Raw genomic sequence first — 12442 nt, 5'->3', positions numbered from 1 at the left:
ATCATTACATGTCATTCATGGATGATACGATTGTGAGGCGCCATGAACCGACCGACCATTACCGATCTTGCCAAGGCAGCCGGCGTCAGCATCTCCACGGTCAACCGGTTGCTGCATGGATCGACCGCTGTGCGTCAGGATACGATCGACCAGATTCTCAAGGCTGCGGAAGAGATCGGTTTTTATGGTCTCGGCACCATCAAGGACCGGCGTCGTGAGGCGATGCCCCACTACAGGCTCGGTTTCCTGCTGCAGCAATCCCATCGGCCGCTCTATCGGCTTTGGGCGGAAGGGATCGTCGCCGCTGCACGCCAGAGGCCAGACAGCGTCATCGAGCCGGACGTCGTTTTCGAAGACGATCTTTCACCCGAGGCCGTTTCCGCCAATCTCCTGAAGATGGGGCAATCCTGCGGCGCAATCGCGGTGGTGACGGCCGATCACCCGCTTGTCAGCCAGGCAATCGATGAGTTGCGGGGCAGGGGCGTACCCGTGGTGACTTATGTATCCGATTTGTCGGCGGCAAGCCGGGCGGGTTTTGTCGGAACCGACAGCTGGAAACGCGGTCGCACGGCGGCATGGTTCCTCAGCCAGACGGTGAAGGACGAGGGGACGGTCGTGCCGCTTATTGGCAGCAATCGTTACCAGTGTCAGGATGTTTCGGATGCGAGTTTCCGCTCCTACATGCGCGAGAACACACCCGAATTGCAGGTCGCAGAAACGCTGTTGACCCACGAGGAGCCGGAAAATGCCTATGTCATTGTTCGCGACATGATCGCCGCCGAACCCGGGCTCAGGGGAATTTACGTCAATGGCGGTGGCATATCGGGCGTTCTGCGGGCACTTCGGGAGCTGCCTGCAGAGAAACAGCGCGGCATAAAGATCGTTTGTAACGATATCGGCCCGGAAACGCGCAAGGGCCTCAACGAAGGGCTGATCACAGCCTCGCTGCCGCTTCCCCTCGACAGGATGCCGCAGCAATTGATCGATGTGATGTTACGGCGCATCGAAAACGGAGATTCGTCCTCCGTCGAACAGCGGATCGTTCCCTTTGAAATCCTGACGCCTGAAAGCATCTGGACCTAGGCCGACAGGATCACTGGAATTCGAGGCTCATCCGGGCAAGATCGTCCCACAGGCTTTCGGCGAAACCGCGCAAAACGATGACTTCGAACACCTGCCCGTCAAGCCGGGTGAGATGGGCGGCGATATGGCCGATCAATGTCGTGGCCGAGTGTCCGACCGGGAAGGCTGCCTGGGAAAGATCGACCGCCGTTCCTTTTGCCAGCGTCCGTTCGGCCATCTTGCCTTCGATGCGGATGCGTACGCGCCCCTGACTTTGGTCCACACCCGTTGCCTGCGGCTCAAATGCCGCGAGAGCCGCTTTCATATCCGTATGAGACAGCGGCTGTTCGCCGACGATGAACCATTGGCCGGGAGAAACCGCCCGGACATCGCCTTTTGCGAGGTTGCCCGCAAGGGCCTCCATGTCCGATGTGTCGGGGGCGGCCAGCACATGGATGATCGCGCCTTCCGGCAGGGCAGAGAGCTTGATGGCGGTTGAAGCAATCGCTCCCTTTGCGCCCAGCACCGGGCGGAGCGTCGGCCGGAAACCGGATTTGAAATCAGGCTTGAAATCAGACATGGAGCTTCTCGTTCTCAGGGTCGAAGAAAACCGGATGGCACAAGCGGGCGGCGGTGAATTCATTGCGCAGACCGTTCCAGACCATGACCTCCTCGCCGTGGCGGGCAGGGCCATTCCTGACGAGGGCGAGGCCGATGGTCGAACCGAGATGTGGTGAAAACGCGCTTGAGGTCACATAACCCTGATCGTTTTCCAGCGTTGCCGCTGCATCTCTGGCAAGAATATGCGAACCGGTGCGGAAGGACTGGTTTTTATCAAGCGGCACGACGCCGACGAGGCTGGGACGGTCCGCCGCCGAAAGGCCCTCGCGCTCCAGCATCCGCCGGCCGATGAAATCGGCCTTGGTGGCGGAGACCATTTTGCCGAAGCCGAGATCGGCGGGCACCACCGTGCCGTTTATTTCGTTATGGGTGACATGGCCCTTTTCGATGCGCAGCACGCCCAGCGCCTCAACGCCATAGGGCATGATGCCATCGGGCTTTCCTGCTTCCATCAGTGCATCGGCAACGCTTTCACCGTAGCCGGCCGGGACGGCAAGCTCGTAGGCCAGTTCGCCGGAGAAGGAAATCCGGAACAGGCGTCCGTGCAATTGCCCGCCAAACAGCGAGACTTCTTTGGCGGCAAGGAAGGGGAAGGCTTCATTGGAAATATCCTCATCGACGATCCTCTGGAGGATGGTGCGTGCCTTCGGTCCGGCAATCGCCATCTGCGCCCATTGATCGGTGACGGAGGCGAGGCGTACATCAAGGTCCGGCCAGAGCGCCTGCGCGCAGAACTCCAGATGGTTCATGACACCCGCCGCATAGGCCGTAGTAGTCGTCATGAAGAAGCGGTTCTCCTCCAGCCGGCTGGTGGTGCCGTCATCGTAGATCATGCCGTCTTCGCGCAGCATCAGGCCATAACGCGCCTTGCCGACCGGCAGCTTCAGGAAAGCGTTGCAATAAACCCGGTTGAGGAATTCGGCGGCGTCCTTGCCACAGATTTCGATCTTGCCAAGCATCGATACATCGCAAAGCCCGGCATTCTTGCGCACGTTCAGAACCTCGCGATCTACACTTTCCCGCCATCCGTTTTCGCCTTTGCGCGGAAACCACGAGGAACGATACCAGAGGCCGGTTTCGACGAAGATTGCGCCATTTTTCTCGGCCCAGCCATGCAGCGGCGATTTGCGCACCGGCTGGAAATGATGGCCGTGATAAGCTCCCGTCAGAGCGCCGAAGGAGACCGGCGTATAAAAGGGCCGGAAGGTGGTGGTGCCGACCTCCGCCGGGGAAACGCCGCGCGCTTCGGCCAGCAGGCCTATGGCGTTGACATTGGAAAGCTTGCCCTGATCGGTCGCCATGCCGTTCGTCGTATAACGCTTGGCCAGTTCGACGTGGCCGTAACCTTCACGGATGGCGAGACCCAGATCCTTGCGATGAACATCGTTCTGGTAATCGACAAAGGCTTTTGCCTTGATACCGGGGATCGACCAGAGCGCCTTTGCGGGCGGAGCCACGATATCGTTTTCCACGACGCCAAATGTCGCTGTGGTTGCTGCAAAACCGAGATCCTGCGCAAGCGCCGCACCCTTTCGCGCGCCGTCTTCAAGGCAGGCTGCGATGCCATTTATCGCGGATACCGCACCGGCGAGTTCGAGCCCCTTGAGATTGGCGGGTGCGAGGAAGGCAACATTGTCTTCCGACCAGACCGGCTTGCCGCCGCGATGGCAGGCAAGATGGATGACGGGGCTGAAACCGCCTGACATCGCCAGCGCATCCACGTTGAGACTTTCCGTGCTGCCATTCGCATAAATCTCGATGGCGGAAAGCGCCTTGCCGCCCTTCGCATTCGCAACGAAGCCACCCTTGATGACCCGCGCCTTGCCTTCGTAGCCCGGATTGCCTTGCTCGCGGCTATCGATGATGGCGGCGAGCGTGACACCCTGTGCCTCCAGGTCGTGGGCGAGCGCATAACCGCTGTCGTTGGTGGTGAAAATCGCCGTCGCCGTGCCGGGACTTATGGCATAACGGTTGAGATAGCTGCGCATGGCGCCGGCCATCATCACGCCGGGAATATCGTTGCCGCCGAAGACAAGTGGCCGCTCTTCGGCGCCGGTGGCAAGCAAAGCGCGCTTGGCCACGATGCGCCACAGGCGCTCCACGGGCACATGCGCTTTCGGGTTGGCCAGGTGTTTCTGCACCCGCTCCAGCGCGCCGAAGACATTGCCGTCATACCAGCCGAAGGCCGTGGTTCGCGGCAGCACCGTCACATCAGGCAGGGTTTCGAGTTCGGCGACGCAGTTTGCGGCGAAATCCGCAGCGCTGCTGCCGCCGATCGTCGCGGTTTCGGAGAGAAGCCCGCCGCCCGCCACGGAATGTTCATCGACGATGATAACGCGCGCGCCGGCGCGGCCGGCGGTGAGAGCTGCCGCAAGTCCTGTAGCCCCGGAGCCGATCACCAGCAGGTCGCAATGCGCCCAGCATTTGTCATAGGCATCCGGGTCCGCCTCGTAGCTCGCCTTGCCGAGACCGGCCGCCTTGCGGATGAAGGGCTCGTAGATTTTCTCCCAGAAGGCGGCGGGCCACATGAAGGTCTTGTAGTAAAAACCCGCGCCGAGGAATGGGGACAGAAGGCCGGTCAATGCGCCGATATCGAAATCGAGCGAGGGCCAGCGGTTCTGGCTTTTCGCTTCCAGCCCGGCATAAAGCTCCTGCATGGTGGCGCGCGTATTCGGCTCCGTTCGGCCGCCGCTGCCGATGGTCATCAGCGCATTCGGCTCGGCGGCGCCCGCCGTCAATATGCCGCGCGGGCGGTGATATTTGAAACTGCGGCCGACGAGTTGCTGGCCATTGGCGAGCAGGGCGGAGGCGAGGCTGTCGCCCGCAAAGCCAGACATCGGCTTGCCGTCGAAGGTGAAGGAAAGCGGTTTGGAGCGGTCGATCAGACCGCCGGTCTTCAGGCGGTGGGAGCTCATGCGCTTGTCACTTTCGTCTTTTCGGCAGCGTCGCGGCAGGCGGATATCTCATGGGTGACGGTATCGCGGGCCACGACCAGCCAGCGGCGGCAACCGGATGTGTGGTGCCAATACTCCTCATAAGTGCCGCGAGGATTGTCGCGAAGATAGACATAGTCGAACCATTCCTCGGTGCCGGCATCTGCCGTGGGCCGGGCGAGGGCAGCACCTTTGATGGTGAATTCTTCCTTGGGTCTTGGCCCGCAATGCGGGCAGGGCACGAGACTTGCCATTTCGAATGTCCTTGATCCGCGAGATAGCGGGATGGCGAAAACTGTGAGGGGTTTTCGCCTGAAATCCCGCTATGGATTTAGTGAAGGTTGGGCTGTGCGCCCTGGCCTTTTTCATCGATGAGATAACCGCGTCGGAAGCGGTCAAGCCTGAATGCCGTTGCCGTTTCCTGCGGTGTGCCGCGCGCCAGAAGATGGGCGAAGCAGAAACCGGAGGCGGGCGTTGCCTTGAAGCCACCGTAACACCAGCCGGCATTCAGATAGAGATTGTCGATGGGGGTCTGGTCGATGATCGGTGAACCATCCATCGACATATCCATGATGCCACCCCAGGAGCGCAGCACCCGGACGCGGGAAAGTGCCGGTATCATCGCCTTGCCGGCTTCGGCGACATGTTCGACCGTCGCCAGATTGCCGCGCTGCGCATAGGAATTGTAGCCGTCTATATCGCCCCCGAAAACGAGGCCGCCCTTGTCCGATTGCGAGACGTAGAAATGGCCCGCCCCGAAAGTGACGACGCCATCGATAAAGGGTTTCAGCCCTTCGGAGACGAAAGCCTGCAGGACATGGCTTTCGATCGGCAGCTTCAGCCCGGCCATGGCGGCGACCTGAGAGGAATTGCCCGCCGCCGCCAAAGCCAGCTTGCCGCAACCGATAAAGCCGCGGCTCGTTTCGACGCCCACGACCGCCCCGTTTTCGCGGCGAATACCCGTCACCTCACAGCCCTGGATGATATCGACGCCCCGGCTATCTGCGCCGCGGGCATAACCCCATGCTACGGCATCGTGACGGACGGTGCCGCCGCGCCTTTGCAGCAGGCCACCCTGAATGGGGAAGCGGGCATTGTCGAAATCGAGAAATGGCAACATCGCCTTGACGGAGGCGCGGTCCAGTAACTCGGCATCCACGCCGTGCAACCGCATGGCATTGCCGCGCCTTGTATAGGCATCACGCTGCGCATCGGAATGGAAGAGGTTCAGCACGCCGCGCTGGGAAACCATGGCGTTGAAGTTGAAATCCTGCTCCAGCCCTTCCCACAGCTTCATCGAAAGCTCGTAGAACGGGTTATTGCCCGGCAGCAGATAATTGGAGCGGATAATCGTGGTGTTACGGCCGACATTACCGGAGCCGATGTAGTTTTTCTCCAGCACCGCGACATTGGTGACGCCGAATTCCTTGGCGAGATAATAAGCGGTCGCCAGCCCGTGCCCGCCACCGCCGACGATGATGACGTCATAATGGGGTTTCGGTGACACAGCCCGCCATGCGGGTTTCCACGATTTGTTGCCGAAAAGGCCGTTCTTGAAAATGGAAAAGGCGGAATAGCGCATCTGCGTACCTCGAACGATATCAAGCAAGCTTAGCGATGCTGTACGGAAGGGTATTGCAGATAAGGGACATTATGATTTAAAAAAGAGACATGACGACCATCGAGCAGAAGAATGTCCAGCGCATTGGTTTCATCCTGGTTCCGAATTTTGCGCTGATGTCCTACGCCTCGGCGGCGGAGCCATTGCGCGCCGCCAATCTGATTGCTGGAACCGATCTATACGATGTGGTTCCCCTATCTTTCGATGGCGAGGCAGTCAGAAGCTCGTCCGGCATCATTGTCGGCTGCGAGGCGCTCGCCGCTGCTGGCGAACGATGCCATACGATTTTTGTCTGTGCAGGTGGCGGGCCGCAGGACTGGACCGTTGCGGAAAATTCTTACGGGACGTTACGGCGGCTGGCGCGGCAGGGTGTCAGGATCGGGGGCATTTCCAGCGGCGCTTATGTGCTGGCAGCGGCGGGATTGCTGGAAAACCGCGATTTCACCATTCATTGGGAACATGCGCCGGTGCTGAAAGAGGCCTTCGGCCATCTCACGCCCCGGCAGGCGCGGTTTGTTTTCGATGGAGACCGCATCACCTGCGCCGGCGGCGTTGCCCCCCTCGACATGATGTATGCGATGATTTCGCAGAGAATGGGTGCGCATTTCGCAAGGCGTGTCAGCGACTGGTATCTGCACACGGCGGTCGCCGAACCCGGCGCACCGCAGCGTGGCTCTTCGGCCGAACGTCATGGCACCAACCATCCGGCCTTGCTAACCGTGCTGGAAAAAATGGAAATGACCATTGAAAGCCCGCTCGACCGGCAGACCATGGCAAAGCTGGCGGGCACAAGCGCACGCCACCTCGACCGGCTTTTCGCGACCCACCTGAAGTCGAGTTTTCTGGAGGCATACCGCGCAATCCGCCTCGACCACGCCCGGCGATTGCTGGAGCAAAGCCCGCTCTCCATTGCGGAAGTAGCCTTCGCCACCGGTTTTTCCAGTGCAGGCCATTTTTCGGGATGTTTCAAGGCCCGCTTCGGCCAGACGCCGAACACGCTGCGGCAAAGATTTCCTCCGAATTAAAATAGTTTTCCTGTAAGGAAGGGAAAACACGATAATGCCGGAGGACACCATGGCGAAGGATGCCACCAAGACCGAAGCTGCACAATTCCTGTCGCAGGATCCGCATGCCGTTCGTGAGCCGAGGGTCAACAATCTGGAAATGGCGATCGGCCACGAGGTTCGCGCCTATCGCAAGAAGCTCGGCATCACCGTTACTGATCTTGCTTCGGCCACCGGTGTCTCCGTCGGCATGCTGTCCAAGATCGAGAACGGCAATATCTCCCCGTCGCTTACCACGCTGCAGACGCTCTCCAAGGCGCTCGGCGTGCCGATTACGGCTTTCTTCCGCGGTTTCGAGGAGCCGCGCAGCGCCACTTTCGTCAAGGCGGGGCAGGGGGTGAATATCGAGCGGCGCGGCACCCGCGCCGGCCATCAATACAGCCTGCTCGGTCATATCGACAACAATACCAGCGGCGTCACCGTCGAGCCCTATCTCATCACGCTCACAACGGATTCGGATGTTTTCCCGACCTTCCAGCATGAGGGCATGGAGTTTCTCTACATGCTGGAAGGCGAGGTGGTCTATCGCCATGGCGAGCAGCTTTTCACCATGCAGGCCGGCGACAGCCTGTTTTTCGACGCCGATGCGCCGCACGGGCCGGAAGAGCTGGTGAAGCTTCCGGCGCGGTATCTGTCGATCATTTCCTATCCGCAAAGGCGAATGACCAATGATTGAGAATTTGCCTTAGAAGAAAAAAATATTCCTGATAGTTGACGGAATGGAATTCCATATGTTAGCCCTTCATTCAGAAACGAATGGAGGTGCCTGTCGATGTGCGGCATTGTTGGACTATTCCTGAAAGACAAAAGCCTTGAACCGCAGCTGGGTCAGCTGCTCTCGGACATGCTGGTCACCATGACCGATCGTGGGCCGGATTCGGCCGGCATCGCGATCTATGGAAGTGCGGCCGATGGTCGTGCGAAAGTGACGATCCAGTCGGCCGATCCCGCTGCCGATTTTTCGGGCCTTGCCGAGGTGCTGAAGGAAAACGGCATTGAAGCCTCGGTCACGGTAAAAAGCACCCATGCGGTGCTGGATATTCCATCGCAGAAGCTTGACGGAATTCGCGCGGTTCTCGCCACTATCCGCCCGAATGTGCGGGTGATGGGCTCCGGTGATAGCGTAGAAATCTACAAGGAAACCGGCCTGCCAAAGGACGTGGTCACCCGCTTTGACGTGCGCTCCATGGCCGGCACCCATGGCATCGGCCACACCCGCATGGCGACGGAATCGGCAGTGACGACGCTTGGCGCGCATCCATTCTCCACCGGTGCCGACCAGTGCCTCGTACACAACGGTTCGCTTTCCAACCACAATAATCTGCGCCGCGAACTGGTGCGCGAAGGCATGACCTTCGAGACCCAGAACGACTCGGAAGTCGCCGCCGCCTATCTCACGGCGGAAATGGCCAAGGGCAAGGATCTGGGCGAGGCGCTCACCGGCGCGCTCGATGATCTCGACGGTTTCTTCACCTTCGTTGTCGGCACCAAATCCGGTTTCGGCGTGGTGCGGGATCCCATCGCCTGCAAGCCTGCTGTCATGGCTGAGACCGATCAATATGTCGCTTTCGGCTCCGAATATCGCGCGCTGGTCAATCTGCCCGGCATTGAAAATGCCCGCGTCTGGGAGCCGGAACCGGCGACCGTCTATTTCTGGGACCATGAAAAGGCTGCCTGAGACCCGTCATCGGCGCCTGTTTTGAAAGTCATAATCCATGCCAGTTTTCGATCTCTCCCACACGCCCTTGCGTGAATTGAATAGCGCACTTCACGGCCTCTCCTCCGGTGTCAACGATACCGAATTCGAAGTCGTCAATCCGCGCGGCCACCATGCCGTCGCTGTCGGCATCGACAGTCCTGTTACCGTCGATGTGCACGGTTCGGTCGGTTATTATTGTGCCGGCATGAATGATGGCGGCACGGTTACCGTTCACGGCTCGGCCGGGCCGGGTGTCGCCGAAAACATGATGTCCGGCACAGTCGTCATCGAGGGTGATGCTTCGCAATATGCTGGCGCCACCGGTCGCGGCGGGCTTCTGGTCATCAAGGGCAATGCCGCTTCCCGCTGCGGCATTTCCATGAAGGGCATCGATATCGTCGTGAAAGGCAATATCGGCCATATGTCTGCCTTCATGGGCCAGTCGGGCCATCTGGTCGTCTGCGGTGATGCGGGCGATGCGCTGGGTGACAGCCTTTATGAGGCTAAGCTTTTCGTGCGCGGTTCGGTGAAGAGCCTCGGTGCCGATTGCATCGAAAAGGAGATGCGCCCGGAACATCTCGAAAAGCTTGCAGAACTCCTCGAAAAGGCCGGCGTCACGGATGTCAGCCCCGGTGAGTTCAAGCGCTACGGCTCGGCCCGCACGCTCTACAATTTCAACATCGACAACGCCGACGCGTATTGAGGCGAGGGATATTCCGATGAGCTATCACAACCCCTTCACCCCGCCGCGCAAATCCGCAACCTTTGACGATCACACGCTGGCGGAAATCCGCCGTGCGGCGGCGACCGGCATCTATGACATTCGCGGTGCGGGCACCAAGCGCAAGGTGCCGCATTTCGACGACCTCCTGTTTCTCGGCGCATCCATCTCGCGTTATCCGCTCGAAGGTTATCGTGAGAAATGCGATACGACCGTCACGCTCGGCACCCGTTTCGCCAAGAAGCCGATCACGCTGAAAACGCCGATCACCATTGCCGGCATGAGCTTCGGCGCTCTCTCGGGCAATGCCAAGGAAGCGCTTGGCCGCGGTGCGACCATCGCCGGCACATCCACCACGACGGGCGATGGCGGCATGACGGATGAGGAGCGCGGCCACAGCCAGACGCTGGTCTATCAATATCTTCCCTCACGTTATGGCATGAACCCGAAAGACCTGCGCCGTGCGGACGCCATCGAGGTCGTGGTCGGCCAGGGCGCGAAGCCGGGCGGCGGCGGTATGTTGCTCGGCCAGAAGATTTCCGATCGCGTCGCCAATATGCGCAACCTGCCGAAGGGCATCGACCAGCGTTCCGCCTGCCGCCACCCTGATTGGACCGGCCCGGACGATCTCGAAATCAAGATCCTCGAACTGCGTGAAATCACCGACTGGGAAAAGCCGATTTACATCAAGGTCGGCGGCGCGCGGCCCTATTACGACACGGCGCTCGCGGTAAAGGCCGGTGCCGATGTGGTGGTGCTTGACGGCATGCAGGGCGGAACGGCGGCCACGCAGGATGTCTTCATCGAAAATGTCGGCATGCCCACGCTCGCCTGCATTCGTCCCGCCGTTCAGGCGCTGCAGGATCTCGGCATGCACCGCAAGGTGCAGCTCATCGTCTCCGGCGGCATTCGCTCAGGCGCTGATGTCGCCAAGGCGTTGGCGCTCGGTGCCGATGCGGTTGCCATTGGCACTGCGGCGCTGGTGGCGCTTGGCGATAACGATCCGCATTGGGAAGAGGAATATCAGAAACTCGGCACCACGGCCGGCGCTTATGATGACTGGCACGAAGGCAAAGACCCCGCCGGCATCACCACGCAGGACCCGGAACTGGCAGCACGCCTCGATCCCGTCGCTGCCGGCCGCCGCCTTGCCAATTACCTGAAGGTCATGACGCTTGAAGCGCAGACCATCGCGCGTGCCTGCGGCAAGAACCATCTCCACAATCTGGAGCCGGAAGATCTGGTGGCGCTGACCATGGAGGCGGCTGCCATGGCGCAGGTTCCGCTGGCGGGAACGAACTGGTTCCCGGGGAAAGGCAGCTTTTAAGCCATAAGAACGGACGGGCGCATTTGGGAGGATGTGCCCGTCTTTTTTCAATGAAGTGTCTGATACCAAAAAAAGGGGAATGACGTGACACTGGACCTCTCCAAATTTGCTGCCGAAAAGGGCATCAAATATTTCATGATCAGCTACACCGATCTCTTCGGCGGCCAGCGGGCCAAGCTGGTGCCGGCGGAAGCGATCGCCGATATGCAGAAGGGTGGCGCGGGTTTTGCCGGTTTCGCCACATGGTTCGATCTGACGCCTGCTCATCCCGATCTTTTCGCCGTGCCGGATGCCTCTTCGGTCATCCAGCTTCCATGGAAAAAGGATGTTGCCTGGGTTGCTGCCGATTGCGTCATGGAAGACCAGCCGGTGGAGCAGGCGCCGCGTGTGGTGCTGAAAAAACTCATCGCGGAAGCGGCAAGCGAAGGGCTCAGGGTCAAGACCGGCGTCGAGCCGGAATTTTTCCTGATTTCGCCCGACGGTGCGAAAATCTCCGACGAATACGACACGGCGGAAAAGCCCTGCTACGACCAGCAGGCCGTCATGCGCCGTTACGATGTGATCGCCGAGATTTGCGATTATATGCTGGAGCTTGGCTGGAAGCCCTACCAGAACGACCATGAGGACGCGAATGGCCAGTTCGAGATGAATTGGGAATATGACGACGCGCTGCAGACCGCCGACAAACATTCCTTCTTCAAATTCATGGTCAAGTCCGTTGCCGAAAAGCACGGGCTGCGCGCCACCTTCATGCCGAAGCCTTTCAAGGGGCTGACCGGCAACGGTTGCCATGCCCATATCTCGGTCTGGGACCTCGACGGCAAGGTCAACGCCTTCGCCGACAAGGCAATGCCGTTCGGTCTGTCGGCCAAGGGCAAGACCTTTCTCGGCGGCATCATGAAACATGCGTCGGCGCTTGCCGCGGTCACTAATCCCACGGTCAATTCCTACAAGCGCATCAACGCGCCGCGCACCATTTCCGGTGCCACCTGGGCGCCGAATACGGTGACCTGGACCGGCAATAACCGCACCCATATGGTGCGCGTGCCGGGGCCGGGTCGGTTCGAGCTGCGCCTGCCGGATGGTGCGGTGAACCCCTATCTGCTGCAGGCCATCATCATCGCTGCCGGCCTCTCGGGTGTCCGCTCCAAGGCGGATCCCGGTCCGCATCACGATATCGACATGTATCGTGAGGGTCATACGGTTACGGATGCGCCGAAGCTGCCGCTCAATCTTCTCGATGCGCTGCGCGAATATGAGAAGGATGCGGAGTTGCAGCAGGCGCTCGGCACGGAATTCTCCAAGGCCTATCTGAAGCTCAAGCAGGGCGAGTGGAACAGCTATTGCTCGCAGTTCACCGCCTGGGAGCACCAGACCACGCTCGACGTCTGAGC

11 protein-coding genes are annotated in these 12442 nt (G+C 60.1%); 7 read left to right on the top strand and 4 right to left on the bottom strand.

Annotation, left to right across the window (positions count from 1 at the left end; all coding sequences use genetic code 11):
* The first annotated feature begins 42 nt into the window (after window positions 1-42).
* The gene (locus tag AC5YUO_RS18800; RefSeq protein WP_400813586.1) at window positions 43-1083 is read left to right on the top strand and encodes a LacI family DNA-binding transcriptional regulator; all 1041 of its coding nucleotides are present in this window, start codon (window positions 43-45) and stop codon (window positions 1081-1083) included.
* Between the two features lie 10 nt (window positions 1084-1093).
* Here the strand turns inward: AC5YUO_RS18800 and soxG are convergent, their stop codons facing one another.
* From soxG to AC5YUO_RS18780, 4 genes are all read right to left on the bottom strand, one after another.
* A complete protein-coding gene (gene soxG / locus AC5YUO_RS18795) occupies window positions 1094-1642 on the bottom strand; it encodes a sarcosine oxidase subunit gamma family protein (RefSeq protein ID WP_496156313.1) in 549 nt (182 codons plus the stop codon).
* Entirely contained in the window at window positions 1635-4598 is a 2964-nt protein-coding gene (locus AC5YUO_RS18790) for a sarcosine oxidase subunit alpha (protein ID WP_496156312.1), read from the bottom strand. The genes soxG and AC5YUO_RS18790 overlap by 8 nt, the downstream gene beginning before the upstream one ends.
* The gene (locus AC5YUO_RS18785) at window positions 4595-4870 is read right to left on the bottom strand and encodes a sarcosine oxidase subunit delta (protein WP_496156311.1); all 276 of its coding nucleotides are present in this window, start codon (window positions 4868-4870) and stop codon (window positions 4595-4597) included. The genes AC5YUO_RS18790 and AC5YUO_RS18785 overlap by 4 nt, the downstream gene beginning before the upstream one ends.
* Window positions 4871-4947: 77 nt before the next feature.
* Window positions 4948-6198, bottom strand: coding sequence for a sarcosine oxidase subunit beta family protein (locus AC5YUO_RS18780; protein WP_496156310.1), 1251 nt, complete (start codon window positions 6196-6198; stop codon window positions 4948-4950).
* Window positions 6199-6287: 89 nt separating this feature from the next.
* On the opposite strand from AC5YUO_RS18780, the gene AC5YUO_RS18775 reads away from it, so the two are divergent.
* From AC5YUO_RS18775 to glnT, 6 genes are all read left to right on the top strand, one after another.
* Entirely contained in the window at window positions 6288-7262 is a 975-nt protein-coding gene (locus tag AC5YUO_RS18775; protein WP_496156309.1) for a GlxA family transcriptional regulator, read from the top strand.
* Window positions 7263-7296: 34 nt separating this feature from the next.
* Window positions 7297-7977: a helix-turn-helix domain-containing protein gene (locus AC5YUO_RS18770; RefSeq protein ID WP_496156308.1), complete on the top strand. Its 681-nt coding sequence runs from the start codon at window positions 7297-7299 to the stop codon at window positions 7975-7977.
* 96 nt (window positions 7978-8073) lie between these two features.
* Window positions 8074-8979: a class II glutamine amidotransferase gene (locus AC5YUO_RS18765; RefSeq protein WP_496156307.1), complete on the top strand. Its 906-nt coding sequence runs from the start codon at window positions 8074-8076 to the stop codon at window positions 8977-8979.
* A 37-nt stretch (window positions 8980-9016) separates the two neighbouring features.
* Entirely contained in the window at window positions 9017-9703 is a 687-nt protein-coding gene (locus tag AC5YUO_RS18760) for a GXGXG domain-containing protein (protein ID WP_269340122.1), read from the top strand.
* A gap of 16 nt (window positions 9704-9719) precedes the next feature.
* Entirely contained in the window at window positions 9720-11048 is a 1329-nt protein-coding gene (locus AC5YUO_RS18755; RefSeq protein WP_010973662.1) for an FMN-binding glutamate synthase family protein, read from the top strand.
* 84 nt (window positions 11049-11132) lie between these two features.
* On the top strand, window positions 11133-12440 hold the full coding sequence (glnT, locus tag AC5YUO_RS18750) for a type III glutamate--ammonia ligase (protein ID WP_400813598.1): 1308 nt from the start codon (window positions 11133-11135) through the stop codon (window positions 12438-12440).
* The last annotated feature ends 2 nt before the right edge of the window (window positions 12441-12442 follow it).

This window comes from Agrobacterium sp. LEGMi-208b (assembly GCF_059511785.1).
The sequence above is the reverse complement of the archived record's forward strand: the minus strand, read 5'-3'. Positions and strand labels throughout refer to the sequence as shown.